The sequence below is a fragment of the Bifidobacterium primatium genome, from assembly GCF_002802875.1.
Lineage (GTDB): Bacteria > Actinomycetota > Actinomycetes > Actinomycetales > Bifidobacteriaceae > Galliscardovia > Galliscardovia primatium.
In genome coordinates this window covers 27,349-43,832 of sequence record NZ_PEBI01000005.1, presented here as the reverse complement: position 1 = coordinate 43,832, position 16,484 = coordinate 27,349, and the positions used below count along the sequence as shown (strand labels likewise).

The following is a 16,484-nucleotide window of genomic DNA, read 5'->3' as shown; positions in this document are numbered from 1 at the left end:
TATGCGCAGTAATCACGAGATGGGACTGAAGTGGCACTTATCGTTCAGAAGTATGGCGGCTCGTCGGTAGCCGACACCGACTCGATCAAGCGTGTGGCCAAGCGCATCATCGATACCAAGAAGAAGGGCAACGACGTGGCCGTGGTGGTCTCGGCCATGGGCGACACCACCGACGATCTGATCGACCAGGCCCTCGACATCGACTCCAAGCCGCCGGAGCGCGAGATGGACATGCTCATGACCGCCGGCGAGCGCATCTCCATGAGTCTGCTGGCCATGGCCATTCACGCGCAGGGTGTGCGCGCCCACTCGTTCACCGGCCAGCAGGCCGGCTTCCTCACCGACGCCCGCTACGGCGCCGCGCATATCCGCTCCGTGAAGCCGAAGCGTGTGGCCGAAGTGCTCGAACAGGGCGATGTGGCCATCGTCGCCGGCTTCCAGGGCATCAACACCAAGGGCGATCCCACCACGCTCGGCCGTGGCGGCTCCGACACCTCCGCAGTGGCGCTGGCCGTGGCGCTGGGTGCCGACGTGTGCGAGATCTACACCGACGTCGACGGCGTGTTCACCGCCGATCCCCGTATTGTGCCGACCGCCCGACGCATCCCCGCGATCTCCTACGAGGCGATCCTCGAGATGGCCGCCTGCGGCTCCAAGGTGCTGGCCCTGCGCTGCGTCGAATACGCGGAGCGTTTCAAGATGCCGCTGCACGTGCGCAGCTCGTTCTCGCACCGCCCCGGCACGCTGGTCCTGCCCGAGGGCGCCGATCCGCGCAGCATCCCGAACCTGAATTAGGCCGTTCCTCGCCGGACCTCGGCAAGCATTCAGGACATCAGCAAGAGCATCAACAAGCAACCAATCCGTACAACATCGCGAAAGTAGTAATCATGACCAACGATAACCAGTCCATGGGCGACCTGTTCCCCGACCTCGGCCCCGAAGACCCGGTCGTCTCCGGCATCGCGCACGACAAGAGCGAGGTGCAGGTCACGCTGCGTCGCATCCCCGATGTCCCCGGCGTGAGCGCCTCCGTGTTCACCAGCCTGGCCGAGGCCGGCGTGAACGTCGATATGATCGTGCAGGCCGCCGCGTCCACCGGCACCGCCGACATCTCCTTCACCGCGTCCGAGGCCCAGCTTCGCCAGATCGAGCAGGTGCTGGCCGACAAGCGCGAGGAGCTCAAGTACGAGTCCGTCGACATCAACAAGGAGGTCGGCAAGGTCGCGCTCGTGGGCGTCGGCATGAAGACCCACTCGGGCATCGCCGCTACGTTCTTCCGCGCGCTGAGCGAGAAGAACATCAACGTGCTGATGATCTCCACCTCCGAAATCCGCATCTCCGCCATGGTGCCGCTCGAGGACCTCGAGGACGCCGTGCGCGCCATCCACACCAAGTTCAACCTCGACTCCGATCAGGTGGAGGCCGTGGTGTACGGCGGCACCGGCCGCTGAAGCAGCGATACGCCGCATAGGAATCGTTTAGGAACCAGCAGGGCAGAAGGGAACGAACCATGGTTCAGATCAATGACAAAGGTGTAAACGTAGCGGTGCTCGGCGCCACCGGCCAGGTCGGTATGGTGATGCGTCGCATCCTCGACGAGCGCGACTTCCCCGTGAAGGACCTGCGCTTCATGGCGTCCGCCCACTCCGCCGGCACCGTGCTCAACTGGCGCGGCCACGACATCGTGGTGGAGGACGTCGCCAAGGCCAATCTCTCCGGCATCGACATCGCCATCTTCTCCGCAGGCGGCGGCACCTCCAAGGTGTGGGCCCCGAAGTTCGCCGAGGCCGGCGCCTACGTGATCGACAACTCCTCCCAGTGGCGTATGCACGACAACGTGCCGCTGGTCGTCGCCGAGGTCAACCCCGAGGATCTGGACGACGTTCCGGACCGCATCATCGCCAACCCGAACTGCACCACCATGGCCTGCATGCCGGCCATGAAGGCCCTTTCCGACGCGTTCGGTCTCAAGCGACTGATCGTCAGCTCCTACCAGGCCGTCTCCGGTGCGGGTCGCGCCGGCGTGCTGCAGCTCATGAACGAGGCCAAGGCCGCCATCGAGCAGGGTGCCGACAAGCTCGTGTTCGACGGTTCCGCCATCGACTTCCCCGAACCGACCAAGGTCGTGCGCACCATCGCCTTCAACGCCGTGCCGTTCATCGGCTCCATCGTGGACGACGGCAGCGAGGAGACCGACGAGGAGCAGAAGCTGCGCAACGAAAGCCGCAAGATCCTGCACCTGCCCGATCTCAAGGCCAGCTGCACCTGCGTGCGCATCGGCGTGTTCACCTCCCACGGCATGAGCATCAACGCCGAGTTCGAGAAGGACGTCACCCCGGACGAAGCCCGCGAGGTGCTCGCCAAGGCCCCGGGCGTCGTACTCGACGACATCCCCACCCCGCAGCTCGCCGCAGGCAAGGACCCGAGCTTCGTCGGCCGCATCCGTCAGGACCAGGCCGTCGACGGCAAGAAGGGCCTGTCGATGTTCATCACCAACGACAACCTGCGCAAGGGCGCCGCCCTCAACGCCATCGAGCTCGCCGAGGTCGTCGCGAAGAAGCACTTCGCAGATCAGCTCTGATCTGCGAACGATAAGCACTGTGCAGATCAGCTCTGATCTGCGAATGATTAACACTGTGCGGATCAGCTCTGATCTGCTGAGCCGTTAAGCGCGTAGTCCAGTGGACTGCGCGTAGGCGATGCGAGCGCGATTTATCGAGCGCGAGGCTTGCCGAATCGGCGCAGTGCCAATCAGTCGTTTAGGCTGCAATTCCTTGGCTCCCCCACGAACGGTGGGGGAGCTGTCAGGCGCAAGCCTGACTGAGGGGGCGTACTGAGACGAACCCCTCGGCCCGTCTTACGGCGGTCGGCTTCCCCTGCTTTGCAGGGGAGCTTTTTTCTTCTATCTCCCATATGACGTACTTCCGTCGAATCCGGTGCTCCTTCTCAGACCGTTGCATGGCGGTCGTTCTCCTGCCTCACATATGCCGAGTGGAGATCCTTTCGTATGATTTCACCGAGGGGAAGTCGGAAATCACTCCCCATATGTCACTATCGCTGGGGATACTGGTAGACATGTCTGAAGCATCTGTCGAAGCGCAAAAGCAGCTTGATCGCATCGTGGCCCTTGGCTACCCCGATGTGGCCGACATGACGGCGGCCGCGTTCCGTTCGCTGGCCACGCCGATCATCAACGCGCTGTCGAAAAGCGACCTTGGTTCCAACATCCTGCTGGTGCCTACGCGCGAGCTGGTCTCGCCGGAATCGTTGATCGCGCGAACCAGCATCAATCGCATGGCCGGTTTCACCACCATGCCGCCGCGCGACATCGCCAGCTTCATGCCGCAGGACGGTTTCGAGCCGCCGGAAGGCCCGTTCTACATCGTCGTGGACCCACACACCGGCACCAAATACACGAATCGCGAGCCCGACATCGCGCGCAAGCTCGTGGAATCCGATGGCCGTCTGCCGCTCACGCTTGAAGAGGGGCTCGCCATCGCCACCCAGCATCCCGACTGGCTGGTGCACAAGAACGGTTTCAATCTGCTCGGTTCGCGCAGCAACGATGGCCGTGTGCCCAGCATCTGGCTGAGCCAGAACGCGCCTCGCCTCGGCTCCGTATGGCCGACGAGCAGGCACACGTGGCTGGGCAACGCGTTCTGCATGGCCCGTCTCGGCGTCTCCCTGTTCCACTACCAGTGACCGTTTATCGCTCATCGTCTGTAATCGCTTATCAGCTTCGATTTCCGTCACCTCCCGAATGCGCATGAATGCATGCGCGGATTGGCGCTCACGAATCGGCAGATACGCTCATATATCGCGATTTGTGCACGGTCCAAGGCCGTGCACAAATCACAGTGGCGGCCTACGCCTGGCGCGGCGATGCACTGCCGCCGCCGGCGGTTGCCGATGCGGCGTCCGCCGTCTTCCTGCGACGGACGGCCGATGCGACGCCGCCGATGACCAGCGCCAGACCGATCACCACCAGTGCGGCGATGGCGAGCATCGTCCATACGGTCGGCGACATCGCGAAGCCGAACAGCCACGTGCTGGCCAGCCCGCCGAACGCGAACAGCGCCAGCAGCGTGCCCCATACGATGGTCCCCGCACTCGGACCCTTCTTGTATTCCACACGCGGCGTGTAGGGCGCGCTCGGATTGCCGGTGTACTGGTTCCAGCCCGGATAATTGCCGTACTGTGGTCCGGCCGTGGCCTGTGCCGTCTCGCCCGAACCGGGGTATCCGTGACGTTGCGCCTCGTCCGCGTAGCCCTGTGCCGCGGCCGCCTGCTGCTGCCACGCCGCCTGCGGGCCGGCGGCGGCAGCGCCGACCGGTTCCGTGCCGGCGAGATTCACCGCCGGTTTGCCGATCATCGGCTGCGTGGGAATGCCGTCATCGTCTGCGGCCTCCTCGGTTCGTTCGTGTGCCGAGGCCGAGGCGTCGGCTTCGACCGGGGATTCGGCCACGCCGGCGAGCTGCGCCTCCAGCGGCGTCGTCAGTCCGATGCGTTCGTTGACTGTCGTATCGATGATCGACGTCGGCTCCGATACCGGCTGTGACGCGTCGGCCGTTGCAATCGGCTGCGTCGCGTCGAAGTCGGTCGTAGCGTCAAGATTCGTCGTCGCATCAAGCGTGGCGTCGTCGATGCGTTCTGTATTATCGACGGCGTCCGCAATCGCCGGCAGCGTCTCCGTCTCCGCGGACTGCGAGCGGATTCGACCGACGTCGAGTGCCTGCGTCGGGGCCTCCGACGCGGCCTGACGGTCGGCCGTGGCGGGGAACGTCTGCGTTGCCGCGTCGTTGGCGGATGCGGCCGCGTCGTCGGCGGGGCTTGCGCCACCGTCGGCCTGCGCGATGATCATCGTCGGTTCGTTGGAAAACCCATGGAGAAAACTCTTCGTGGTCATGATGGTCTCGATTCTGCTTGATGATTCGTCTGATGATTCATAAAACGGATTTGCGGGTGATTGCGGGAATGTCGGAAGGGGAAACCGCCGATCGCGGGGAATCAGTAGTCGTACGGATCGGTATAGGAACCGGACGAGTCCGATTTCGAATTGGTGACGCTGACGCTGGAGAACGCGGCATCGCCGACCAGCACCAGATTGTTGCTGACGTCCGATGCGCCCGACACATCGTATGTGCTGGCGGTGCCGAACATCAGATTCATGTTCGAACGGGCCCAGCATCCGTTCGGCACGATCACATGCACCGTGCTCGACATCGCGTCGATGGGGAAGTCGCCGGTCGGGCAGTCCGACGAATCGGGGTAGACGGTACGCCAATCCGACAGATCGACGGTCACCTCCGACGACACCGCCTGCAGTCCATGGCTGCGCAGCTGGTAGAAGTCCGACGACGTGTAGTTCGCGGTCGCGCGGATCGCCGATTCGCCATACTGCCCGCTGATATGATTCGCCACGGCCGTGTACGTCGGCATCGCCGCATACGCGCCCAACGAACAGATCAGCGCGAGAATCGTGATGGGAATCAGACCGCCCGATTTGCGGCCGGTGAAGCCGACGATGATGGTGATGATGCCGAGCACGAACGTGGCGCCGAGAATCCACAGGCAGATCATCATAACCGGCGACGGCATGTCGGCGAAACCGCCGAAGAACAGGAACCACATCAGCGCGGCCAGCGAGAGGATGAGCAGGCCGGAGGTGATGCCGACCACGACCGGGCCGGCCGGCTTGCGGCGGTACACGACCGGTGGCATCGGCGCTGCGACCGGAGCCGTCGGAGGAACGGTCCGGAATCGTGGCGCGGCGCCGGGGGCTGCCGGTCCGGGCTGCTGTGCGGCGAACGGTTGCTGCGGCGTCGGACCGGTTGCGCCCGCTGCGGCGTTCGGCATGGCTGCGCCGGCCGCCGGACGCGGACCGGACTGCGGCACGAACGGGCCGTTGCCGCCGAACCCGCCGCCGTTGCCGGTTGCGGGACTGCCGCCCTGCGCGTTCGCATTGCGATTGGCCATCACCGCGGCCACGATGATGAGCACCACGAACACGGGGATCGAGACGAACGGCACCACGAACACGCTGCCGGGGCAGCCGATGATGATCATGACGACGGCGATCCAGAACGACGACGGGAATCTCGCGCTCACGACGGCCTCCTCGGCGAGGATCGAACCGTCACGCTCATCGGGCAGCAGCAGCCACATCACGCCGTAGAGCAGCGCGCCGAATCCGGCCGCGCAGAAGAACGCGAACCAGATGATGCGGATGATGATGGGGTCCCAGCCGAGACGGTTGGCGATTGCGCCGGAGACGCCGCCCAGCCAGCGGTTGGTGCTGCGGTTGAGTCCGAGCGTGCGAAGCCAGTTGAAGAGCCGGCTGCCCAGCGGCTGGTTCGGCATCCGGTTCGGCATGGCCTGTCCGGGGCCGGTCGGTTGGGGGCCGGGCTGCCCCATGCCCGGCTGTTGGGGCTGGGACTGCGGTGGCTGATACGGCGGCGGGGTCTGTCCGCCGAAAGGACTCTGATTGTTATGCTGTGGGGAGGTCATTGCTCTCACATCCAATCTCTCTGGGCTTGCATTTTTCGGATCTGTCTTTCCGGGGTTGCTCGATGATGCCGGCTTCGTGCTCCGGCCATCAGTCGTCAGACCTGTTCCGATGTTGATTCCATTCCACCTCGAAAGCGCGCCGGCCGCTATGGGGGAACACCCTGAACGTTCCCTGATTCGCGGGCGGGAACCCCGAAATCCCGTGATCGGCAGGCGCGAGGGTTGTTAGAGTTGGGGGCGGAACGGACGTCGCTATTTCCTGCGGTCGCACCCGACGGCACAACGGTCTGATGGCCTGATGCCGCTCGGCGGGCCGCCGCAGGCACTGCGGAAGGACGATGATACGGGCACGAAGGAGCGGGGATATGAACGACAACGACCTGCGGTCGCATGACTCGAACGGTTCGACGTCTCAACGCCGGGCCAAGGGCCCCGATCCCGCATCCGCCTCCTATGATTCGCCGTTGCGCCGCACCACGCTGAGCTCGCTCGTCGACGCGGCGAGCCGTATGCAGGAGTCGCAGCGCAACGTGCGGCCGGCGACCGTCGGCGCCATCACCGCGCTGGTCGGCGTATTGTCCGTCGGGCTGGCGGTATTGGGCGTCGTCGCCGGATTGCCCGTGCGCGTGGTGGTCGGCCTGGCCCTGGTGTTCATCGGCGTGACCGTCGGATGGACCCAGATGAGCTTCGTCATGGACGACCGTCTGCATCCCGAGACGCATACGAGCCGTCTCACCATCGTCGTCATGGTCGCCGGCATGGCGGCCGCCATCATCGGCGTGCTGGTGATGTTCAGCACCGTCATCCGTCTGATCCCGCTGTTTCAGGGGGCGGTCGCCGGACTGGTGATGATCGCCGCATTGGGCGTGATCGTCGCACCGTGGTGGATCAGTCTGGTCTCCGACCTGGGCATGCAGCGGGCCCGGACCGCCCGCGAGGAGCTGCGCGCCGACATCGCCTCCCGACTGCACGACTCCGTACTGCAGACGCTCGCGCTGATCCAGATGCAGTCCGGCGATTCCGCGAAGGTGGCGGCGCTCGCCCGTGCGCAGGAGCGCGAGCTGCGCGAATGGCTGTATGGCGATCCGGAGGCGGCGGCCTCGTCGGTCGGCGTCGGTGGCGTCGGCAATGTTGCCGGCAGCGGGGGCGAAACCATGGGTCGTGTCTCCGCGGATGCGTTGCGGCGGATGCGCCCGCCGTCGGGCGCGCCCATCGTCGGCATCCCGGTCCCCGGGCCGTCATCGTCCCCGGAGCCGTTCTCCCGCGTGGTCAAACGCGTCGCCGCCGGCGTGGAGGACGCGCAGGAGAAGCCCATCGATGTGGTCGTGGTGGGGGAGTGCGCGTATACGCCGGAATTGGAATCATTGCTCTACGCTGCATCCGAGGCCATGACCAACGCAGCCAAGCACGGCGCCGCGCCGATCTCCGTATATATGGAGGTCGGCGGCGACAGGGTGCAGCTGTTCGTACGCGACCACGGCGAGGGATTCGATGCGGGACGGCTGCCGGTCGGCCATTTGGGTGTCAAGGAGTCGATTCTCGGCCGGATGAAACGCGCCGGCGGCACTGCGGAAATCGTCTCCCGACCCGGATGGGGCACCGAGGTGCGGCTCGCCCAGCCGATGCAGGGCTGAAACGGCGAGTTGTGAGGTTTGGTTTTTCGTGCCGGCTATTCGTCTCCACGAAATTGCAACGTTTTCGGGGTGCCGAACCGTCGTTTTGCCACAACGAAGCCTCACAACTCATGTTGTGGGCATAACCATAATAGGGAGCAGAGGATGGCAGCAGAAGAGAAGGAAGCGATGACGGTGGGTAGGAAGATACGCATCGGTGTGGTCGACGACCACGATCTGTTTCGGGCCGGCGTGATTTCGGCGATCGCCGCGGCCGCCGACGATCTGGAGATCGTCGGTCAGGCCGGCGACGTCGAAGGTTCGGTGCGGATGATCGCCGAGACCAAGCCGGACGTGGTGCTGCTCGACGTGCATGTCCCCGGCGGCGAGGGCGGCGGCGGGTCGGAGATCATCCTGCGCAGCGTGCCTTATGCTCCGCGCACCTTGTATCTGGCGCTGTCGGTCTCCGATGCGCCGGTCGACGTCGGCGCCGTGATTCGCGCCGGCGCCCGCGGCTACGTGACCAAGACCATCACCGCCGAGGATCTCATCGCCTCCATCCGGCAGGTGGCGGAAGGATACGCCGTGTTCAGCCCGAAACTGGCGGGATTCGTGCTCAACGCGCTCGGTCCGGCGCAACCGGCGTCTGCCGGCGCGTCGGCCGCCTCGTCGGCGTCGGCGGCCTCGGCCGTCGCGACGCCGGGCGCCGCCCCCGACCTCGACGGCGATATGGACGACGACATCGACATCGATGTGCTCAGCCCGCGCGAGCAGGAGGTCATGCGGCTCATCGCCCGCGGCTACTCCTACAAGGAGGTCGCCGCCGAACTGTTCATCTCCATCAAGACGGTCGAGACCCACGTCTCCAAGGTGCTGCGCAAGCTCCAGCTGTCCAACCGCGGCGAGCTCGCCCGTTGGGCGGCGCATCGCCGCATCGTGTGATCGGCTGTCGTCTTCGTCGGAGTCGGTCGGTGGTTGAACGAAGACGGGCATGGCCGGCGGACGCGGTGTTTCCTCCCGCTCGGTGTTTCTGTTGTCGCCGGCTTGTAGACTGGGAAAGTTGGCGGTCGTCGGACGCCGCGCATGCACGCATGCGTCATGCGTCGCACGTCACCCGACCCGCCGAACATGGGACTACAGCGCAACCGGCGCTGCATTACACGGAAAAGGAGGAAGTTATGGGCCAGGATCATAACCCTGATGTCGATTCGGTATTCGATCTTGCGGCTGCTGCGGCGGCATCCAACGGAGGGAACAACGACCCGCTGCTGCCTCCCGCACGATTCATCGGCTCCCCGCAGAAGCCGAGCAAGATGCCGTACAACAAGTACGCGTCCTACGAACTCCAGGTGCCGTTCAGCTTCCCCGAGCGCACCTGGCCGAACAAGACCTTCAAGCGTGCGCCGCGCTGGTGCTCCGTCGATCTTCGCGACGGCAACCAGGCGCTCGTCAACCCGATGGACTCCGAGCGCAAGCTGCGCTTCTGGAACCTCCTCGTCTCCATGGGCTACAAGGAGATCGAGGTCGGCTTCCCGTCCGCTTCGGAGACCGACTTCGACTTCATCCGCATGCTCATCGAGCGCGAGCTCATCCCCGACGACGTGACCATCGTGGTGCTCACCCAGTGCCGCGAGCACCTGATCCGCCGCACCTACGAGGCGCTCAAGGGCGCCAAGCGCGCCATCGTGCACTTCTACAACTCCGTCTCCGTGCTGCAGCGCGAGGTCGTGTTCCGCAAGAACCGCGCGGAGATCAAGAAGCTCGCCACCGACGCCGCCGAACTGTGCAAGGATCTCGAGGGCGAGGCCGAGGGCATCGACCTCTACTACGAGTACTCGCCGGAATCGTTCACCGGCACCGAGCCGGAGTATGCCGTCGAGGTGTGCAACGCCGTCATCGACGTCATCAAGCCGACGCCCGAGCATCCGATGATCATCAACCTGCCGGCCACGGTCGAGATGACCACGCCTAACGTGTTCGCCGACGAGGTGGAGTATGTCTCCACCCACCTGAAGAACCGCGACGCCATCGTGCTCTCCCTGCATCCGCACAACGACGAGGGCATGGGCGTGGCCGCCACCGAGCTGGGCGTGCTCGCCGGCGCCGACCGCGTCGAGGGCTGCCTGCTGGGCAACGGCGAGCGCACCGGCAACGTCGACCTCGTCACGCTGGGCCTGAACCTGCTCACGCAGGGTGTGGACCCGCAGATCGACTTCTCCAACGTGCCGGAGATTCGCAAGACGGTCGAGTACTGCAACCAGATCAAGATCTCCGAGCGCCACCCGTACGCGGGCAACTTCGTGTTCACCGCGTTCTCCGGCTCGCACCAGGACGCCATCAAGAAGGGTCTCGAGGCCCGTCAGATGGCAGCCGACCGTGCCGGTGCCGACCTGAAGAACTTCGTGTGGCTGGTGCCGTACCTGCCCATCGATCCGAAGGACATCGGCCGTTCGTACGAGGCCATCATCCGTGTGAACTCGCAGTCCGGCAAGGGCGGCATGGCCTACCTGCTCAAGACGAACCACAACCTCGACCTGCCGAAGCGCCTGCAGGTGGAGTTCGACAAGATCGTGCAGAAGTACGCCGACGATACGAAGAAGGAAGTCAAGGACGAGGACATCTGGCGCCTCTTCAAGGACGAGTACCTCCCGGTCGAGTCCGGCGGCAAGACCGCGGCCGGCCACGTCGTGGGCGACACCACCGACGAGACGCTGAAGCAGTGGGGCCGTCTCAAGCTCCTCAAGGTCTCCGTCTCCTCCGGCGAGGACGGCTCCGACACCGTGCTCAAGGCCACGATCCTCGACCGCGGCGCCGATAAGAGCGCCGAACCGGTGGAGCGTCAGCTGTCCGGCGTGGGCAACGGCCCGATCGCCGCGTTCCTCAACGCCATCGGCGCGCTGGGCATCAACGTTTCCGTGATGGATTACGTGGAGCACGCCATGACCGCCGGCACCGACGCCATGGCCGCCTCCTACGTGGAGTGCGAGATCGGCGACGCGCCCGAATCCCAGGTGATCTGGGGCGTCGGCATCGATTCGTCCATCACGACGAGCTCGCTGAAGGCCATCATCTCCGCCATCAACCGTTCCGAGCGCTGAGCCGGACGTCGGTTGGACAAGGCCGCCTTGCGACCAGCCCGTTGAGTCCGTTGGCTCAGTGGATCGGACGGACCGATAGGCGGTCGATGGAAGATCGATAGACAGGAGGGGCCGGACCATTCCCTGGAGAATGGTCCGGCCCCTCTCGTCATATAAGCCGGCCGGTTTGTGCATGGGCCTGGTTCGCGGGCCCGAACAGTTCATCAATAACGTTGTGGGTCTGCCGCATACACGAGGACACCGAAAACCGGCTTCTCATGTATGCGACAGACCCACAAACCCATGTGAACCCGTTGCGGACACTACTGGGAGTTGCTCTGGGTGCTTTGCTGCTGGCTCTGCTGCCCCTGTTGTTGCTGTCCCTGCTGTTGTTGCTGGTTTTGCTCCTGCTGCTGCTCCTGTTGCTGCTGATTCTCTTGGCTCTGCTGCTCCTGCGTCTGTGTGCTTTCGCTCTGTGAGGGCGACGGCGTGGTACTCGAACCGTTGCCGCTCTCGGTGCCGGAGCCGCTTTCGGATTCACCGTTCGACTCCTCCTCGCCGTTCTGGTAGCTGTTGCCGGAGCTCGAGCCGCCCGAGTACGAGGAGCCGCTGCCGGTGCCCCAGGTGCCGTCCGTGCCGCCCACGGTGCCATCGTCGGTGGCCTCGGGGAACTGCTCGTCCTCCACGCCCTCAAGCGCCTGCGACATATACAGCGTGAACAGATGCGCGGGGAAGCCCATGCCGTACTGGTATCCACTGAACGTCGGCATCTCCTGTGCGGAGCCGTCCTTGCCGGGGTTCCACATGGCGAAGATGGTCAGCGTCGAGGGCGTGAAGCCCACGAAGCTCACGGCCTTCGCGTCGTTTGCCGTACCGGACTTGCCGGCCATCGTCTTGCCGATGGAGCTCGCCTCGGAACCGGTGCCGTACTGGATGACGCCTTCCATGGCCTTCGTCACCAGCGCCACGTCGTTCGAGTCGAACACGCGCTCGCTCGACGTCGGGCCGGTGTAGAGGTCCTTGTTCTGCGAGTTGGTCACCTTGCCCACGATGTGCACGGTCGGCTTCTTGCCGCCGTTGGCGATGGTGGCGAAGCCGCGCGAGACGTCGAGCACGCTCAGGCCGGAGTTGCCGAGCGCCGTGTAGGCGTCGTTCGCGATCGTGCCCTTGATGCCGGCCGTGTGAGCCGTGTCGATGATGGTCTGCGAGCCGAGATGCTGCGCCAGGTCCATGTACACGGTGTTCACCGAGTTGGCCGTCGCCTGATACAGGTTGATGTAGCCGTAGCTCACGCCGCCCGAGTTGGTCATCGGCGTGGTGATGCCGGGGAACGAGCGCGGCGAATTGCCGTTGAACACGGTGTTGAGACTCACGCCCTTCTGCACCGTGGAGAGCAGCACGAACGGCTTCATGGTCGAGCCGATCTCGTACGTCGCCTGCGTGGCGTTGTTGAGCTGGTGCTTGAGGTAGTCCTCGCCGCCGTATATCGAGATGATGGCGCCGGTCTTCGGGTTCACCGAGATGCCGCCGACCTGCACGCCGTCCGGGATGCCCTTCGAGGTGTCGGTGGGCGTGGCGGTCTTGTACATCAGGTCCTGCTTGGCCTTGTCGATCGTGGTGATGATCTTGTAGCCGCCGGTGTCGATGTCGGTCGTGGTGAACGCCTTCGAGTTCACGAGTTCGTTGCGCACCATCATGAGCAGATAGCCCTTGGTGCCCTGGTAGATGTTGTCGGTCTTCTGCTTGACGGTGTCGGGCAGCTTGGCCGAGCTCTTGTCCTTGGCCGAGATGTAGCCGTCCTCGCGCATGATGTTGAGCACGCGGTTGAAGCGCTTCTGCGCCGAGACCTTGCTGACGGCCGGATCCCAGTTGTTCGGCGAGGGGATGATGCCGGCCAGCATCGCCGCCTCGGAAAGCGTCAGGTCCTTCGCGTCCTTGTTGAAGTACGACTTCGCCGCGGCCTGGATGCCGTAGGCGTTACGGCCGAGGTAGATGGTGTTCATGTAGTTGCACAGCACGGTGTCCTTGTCCTGCGTCTGCGCGATCTTCAGGGCGAGGAACGCCTCCTTGATCTTGCCCTTGTACGTCGTGGTCTCGCCGAGATAATAGCGTTCCGCGTACTGCTGGGTGATCGTCGAGCCGCCCTGCCTCGTGCCCTTGGTCACGTTGTTCACGAGCGCGCGGCCGATGCCCTTGAGGTCGATGCCGCTGTCGGACCAGAACGTGCGGTTCTCCGAGGCCACGATGGCGTTGCCCACGTAATCCGGCAGCACGGAGCAGTCGATGATCTCGCGGTTCTGCTCGGCGAAGCTGCCGATCTCGCTTTTGCCGTCGTTGTAGTAGACGGTGGTTTTCTCGGCCAGCGCGATGTTCTCGGGGTTCGGCACCTCCGTGGTGATGTAGAGGTAGGCGAACAGGCCGATGCCGGCCGCAAGGCACAGCGCGATGAAGCCGAGAATCCACTTGAGAATGCGATGCTTCTTCTTGTTCTTCTTCGGCGGTTTGTGCGATCGGTTGCGGCGCGACGGTTTTACCGCGGTCGTCTGCGGAGCGGGGCCCGAGGCCGGGAACGAGGCCGGTGCCGACGACGACACCGATCGTCCGCTAGCTGATCTGATGGATCGACGAGTCTGAGAAGCCATGCCCCTCAGGCTACTCCCGCAAGCTTTGAAATCATTCGGCCGGTGGGGAAACGTTCATACTTTCCGTACGAAAACACGGTGTTTTTGCAAGGAATCCACAAGATAAAGGTGTATATTCTCAGGTTTTTCCACTATATTGCTTCACGCCGCCGCATGTGCGGACTACAGTGAGGTTGATTTGCCGGCCGTTTGCCGCAAGTTTACCCGCAGGGCGGTTCGACCCCGTCGATGACGCCTGCTTGCCATCACGATGCGAAGGAGTGCTGCGCGTGACCGAGGAACGCAAGAACGTGACCGATGATTCGTCGTCGCCGATCGACGGCGAGGGCGGCGCCGACATGGCGGCCGCCGGCGTGGCCGTCGATGACGCGGTCGCCGACGCCGTCATCGATTCCGACGACGTCGACCGTTCGGGCATCGGACTGCCGCTCAACGCCGGCACCGCGCAGCATCGTCCGTTCCCGTGGTGGGCGTATCTCATCGCGTTCCTCGCGGTCGACATCGTCGCCGTCGGACTGCTGCAATGGAGCGTATGGACCGTCGAGCCGCTGCGAGGCTTCGGCGGCTTCATCTCGAAGATGTGGACCGGCCAGCAGTTCCAGTTCCTGCTGAATCTGCTGCTGCTCGGCCTGATATACCTGCTCGTGCTCGTGCTTATCAACCGGTTCTGGGTGGCGACGCCCGTGTTCCTGTCGATCGTCGGATTCTGCGCGGTCGTGGAACGGTTCAAGGTGGGTGCGCGCTACGAGACCGTCAAACCCTCGGATCTGAGCTTCCTCAAAAGCGACACCGGCAATATGGCGGAGTTCATACCGACCGGCGCCTCGCGAATATTCATGTCGGCGGCCATATTCTTCCTGGCGATGATCGTCATCTGCTATTCGCTGAAGCATCGCGACGGCCGTCGCAGCTTCATCCGCTTCGAGAACCGCAACCTCACCATCACCGCGAGGCTGCTGCTGTTCGTGCTGCCGGCCCTGTTCCTCGGTCTGTTCACGGCGGGCCTCGGCACGACGAGCGCATGGTCCTACAATTTCGCGCAGTCGTTCGGCGATTCGCCGAAGCTGTGGGATTCCGTCGAGGATGCGCAGGCGAACGGCACGCTCATGGGCTTCGCGAGGTTCGTCAACCCGAAGGTCATGGACGAGCCGGCGAACTACTCCAAGGCCACGATGAAGAAGATCGCCCGACGCTACGCCAAGGAGGCCCGCGAGATCAACAAGGACCGCGCCTCCAATCTCACCGACAGCACGGTGATCATGGTGCTTTCGGAATCGTTCTCCGACCCGACGCGCGTGCCCGGACTGTCGCTCAACAAGGATCCGATGCCGAACATCCGGAATGTCAAGGCGCAGACCACGTCGGGACGGATGCTGTCGGCCGGATACGGCGGTGGCACGGCCAACATGGAGTTCATGGCCATGACCGGCCTGTCGATGGCGAATTTCGACGCCTCGCTTACCTCGCCGTATCAGCAGCTCATCTCGAAGCTCGACTGGACGCCCACGTTCAACCAGATATGGAACGGCGGCAAGGATTCGCAGGCGTTCCATCCGTACGAGTCGTCGATGTACTCGCGCCGCGAGAACTACAGGAAGTTCGGGTTCGCGCACTTCTGGACGCTCAACGAGCCCGACGTCATCGCGCATCAGGACCGCATCGACAACTCCCCGTACGTCAAGGACTCCTCGGCGTACCAGAGTCTGCTTGAGAAGATTGACACCGACAAGAGCCAGTTCCTTTCGGTGCTCACGATGCAGAACCACATGAACTACGACAACTGGTATCTCAACAACGAGTTCAAGGCCGCGAGCAAGGACTCGAGCCAGCCGTTGGGCCTCGACGAGACCACGCAGATCCAGACGTATGCGAAGGGCGTGGAATACACCGATCAGGCCACGAAGAGCTTCCTCGACCAGCTCAACAACATCAACAAGCCGATCACGGTGATCTTCTACGGCGACCATCTGCCGGGCATCTACGCCTCGGCCTCCGCCGACGCCGACAATTCGGTGGCGCTGCACGAGACCGACTACTTCATCTGGTCGAACAAGGCCTCGGAGTCGCGTGGCACGAAACTGCCGGCGAGTTCCAGCGAGATCACGTCGCCGAACTACTTCATGGCGCAGACCGCCGAGCACATGAACGCGAAGGTGAGCCCGTATCTGGCGTTCCTCACCGAACTGCACGGCAAGGTGCCGGCCATGGAGCCGCCGGTGGTGAACAAGATCCAGAGCTGGTCGCGCATCCCCGAGGGGCAGGCGCTGTTCCTCGACAAGAACGGCAACCGCTTCGACGTGACGAAGGCCGACAAGGAGACGCAGCGTCTGCTCGCCGACTACAAGCTCATCCAGTACGACATCACCGCCGGCAAGGGCTATCTGCGCGACACCTCCTTCATGACGATGCCGGAGGACGCCGAGGAGCAGCAGCTCAAGGAGGAAGAGGAGCTCGACATCACCGAGGGCACGAAGAACGCCGCCCAGGTGCCGCAGCCCGCGGAGCCCGTGGAAGCCTCCGCCAAGCCGTCCTCGAAGTCGTCGTCTGCCGCCGCCAAGTCGCCGGTCGCCAAGAAGGAGAACTAGCGAAAATCCCTCGTTCGGCCATCCCGTGCCATCGACAGACATGCCGCAACGCCAATGTGA

11 protein-coding genes are annotated in these 16,484 nt (G+C 64.0%); 8 read left to right on the top strand and 3 right to left on the bottom strand.

Annotation, left to right across the window (positions count from 1 at the left end; genetic code table 11):
- Positions 1-30: 30 nt before the first annotated feature.
- The 4 genes from CS006_RS09670 (at position 31) to CS006_RS09655 (ending at position 3,702) form a co-directional block, all read left to right on the top strand.
- On the top strand, positions 31-795 hold the full coding sequence (locus CS006_RS09670; protein WP_100511630.1) for an aspartate kinase: 765 nt from the start codon (positions 31-33) through the stop codon (positions 793-795).
- Positions 796-887: 92 nt separating this feature from the next.
- The gene (locus CS006_RS09665) at positions 888-1,451 is read left to right on the top strand and encodes an ACT domain-containing protein (protein ID WP_100511629.1); all 564 of its coding nucleotides are present in this window, start codon (positions 888-890) and stop codon (positions 1,449-1,451) included.
- 59 nt (positions 1,452-1,510) lie between these two features.
- Positions 1,511-2,581, top strand: coding sequence for an aspartate-semialdehyde dehydrogenase (locus tag CS006_RS09660; protein ID WP_100511628.1), 1,071 nt, complete (start codon positions 1,511-1,513; stop codon positions 2,579-2,581).
- A 494-nt stretch (positions 2,582-3,075) separates the two neighbouring features.
- The gene (locus CS006_RS09655) at positions 3,076-3,702 is read left to right on the top strand and encodes a DUF5701 family protein (RefSeq protein WP_100511627.1); all 627 of its coding nucleotides are present in this window, start codon (positions 3,076-3,078) and stop codon (positions 3,700-3,702) included.
- A gap of 163 nt (positions 3,703-3,865) precedes the next feature.
- On the opposite strand, the gene CS006_RS09650 is transcribed toward CS006_RS09655, so the two are convergent.
- Complete coding sequence (locus CS006_RS09650; RefSeq protein ID WP_133119562.1) at positions 3,866-4,906, bottom strand: hypothetical protein; 1,041 nt, start codon at positions 4,904-4,906, stop codon at positions 3,866-3,868.
- A gap of 101 nt (positions 4,907-5,007) precedes the next feature.
- The gene (locus CS006_RS09645) at positions 5,008-6,507 is read right to left on the bottom strand and encodes a PspC domain-containing protein (protein WP_100511625.1); all 1,500 of its coding nucleotides are present in this window, start codon (positions 6,505-6,507) and stop codon (positions 5,008-5,010) included.
- A 365-nt stretch (positions 6,508-6,872) separates the two neighbouring features.
- Between CS006_RS09645 and CS006_RS11055 the strand changes: the two genes are divergently transcribed.
- The 3 genes from CS006_RS11055 to leuA all read left to right on the top strand — a co-directional run bounded on the left by CS006_RS11055 (position 6,873) and on the right by leuA (position 11,218).
- Entirely contained in the window at positions 6,873-8,141 is a 1,269-nt protein-coding gene (locus CS006_RS11055) for an ATP-binding protein (RefSeq protein ID WP_100511624.1), read from the top strand.
- Between the two features lie 144 nt (positions 8,142-8,285).
- Positions 8,286-9,062, top strand: a complete 777-nt coding sequence (locus tag CS006_RS09635) for a LuxR C-terminal-related transcriptional regulator (RefSeq protein ID WP_100511623.1) — start codon at positions 8,286-8,288, stop codon at positions 9,060-9,062.
- A 236-nt stretch (positions 9,063-9,298) separates the two neighbouring features.
- Positions 9,299-11,218, top strand: a complete 1,920-nt coding sequence (gene leuA / locus CS006_RS09630; RefSeq protein WP_100511622.1) for a 2-isopropylmalate synthase — start codon at positions 9,299-9,301, stop codon at positions 11,216-11,218.
- 302 nt (positions 11,219-11,520) lie between these two features.
- Here the strand turns inward: leuA and CS006_RS09625 are convergent, their stop codons facing one another.
- Positions 11,521-13,839, bottom strand: coding sequence for a transglycosylase domain-containing protein (locus tag CS006_RS09625; protein ID WP_100511621.1), 2,319 nt, complete (start codon positions 13,837-13,839; stop codon positions 11,521-11,523).
- 269 nt (positions 13,840-14,108) lie between these two features.
- Between CS006_RS09625 and CS006_RS09620 the strand changes: the two genes are divergently transcribed.
- The gene (locus tag CS006_RS09620; RefSeq protein ID WP_243387025.1) at positions 14,109-16,424 is read left to right on the top strand and encodes an LTA synthase family protein; all 2,316 of its coding nucleotides are present in this window, start codon (positions 14,109-14,111) and stop codon (positions 16,422-16,424) included.
- Positions 16,425-16,484 lie beyond the last annotated feature (60 nt).

What these genes read in the sequence shown, in the direction of transcription:
- CS006_RS09645 (WP_100511625.1), bottom strand. Translation starts at nt 6,507, where the DNA reads ATGACCTCCCCACAGCATAACAATCAGAGTCCTTTCGGCGGACAGACC.
- CS006_RS09650 (WP_133119562.1), bottom strand. Translation starts at nt 4,906, where the DNA reads ATGACCACGAAGAGTTTTCTCCATGGGTTTTCCAACGAACCGACGATG.
- CS006_RS09635 (WP_100511623.1), top strand. Translation starts at nt 8,286, where the DNA reads ATGGCAGCAGAAGAGAAGGAAGCGATGACGGTGGGTAGGAAGATACGC.
- CS006_RS09660 (WP_100511628.1), top strand. Translation starts at nt 1,511, where the DNA reads ATGGTTCAGATCAATGACAAAGGTGTAAACGTAGCGGTGCTCGGCGCC.
- CS006_RS09655 (WP_100511627.1), top strand. Translation starts at nt 3,076, where the DNA reads ATGTCTGAAGCATCTGTCGAAGCGCAAAAGCAGCTTGATCGCATCGTG.
- CS006_RS11055 (WP_100511624.1), top strand. Translation starts at nt 6,873, where the DNA reads ATGAACGACAACGACCTGCGGTCGCATGACTCGAACGGTTCGACGTCT.
- CS006_RS09665 (WP_100511629.1), top strand. Translation starts at nt 888, where the DNA reads ATGACCAACGATAACCAGTCCATGGGCGACCTGTTCCCCGACCTCGGC.
- leuA (WP_100511622.1), top strand. Translation starts at nt 9,299, where the DNA reads ATGGGCCAGGATCATAACCCTGATGTCGATTCGGTATTCGATCTTGCG.
- CS006_RS09625 (WP_100511621.1), bottom strand. Translation starts at nt 13,839, where the DNA reads ATGGCTTCTCAGACTCGTCGATCCATCAGATCAGCTAGCGGACGATCG.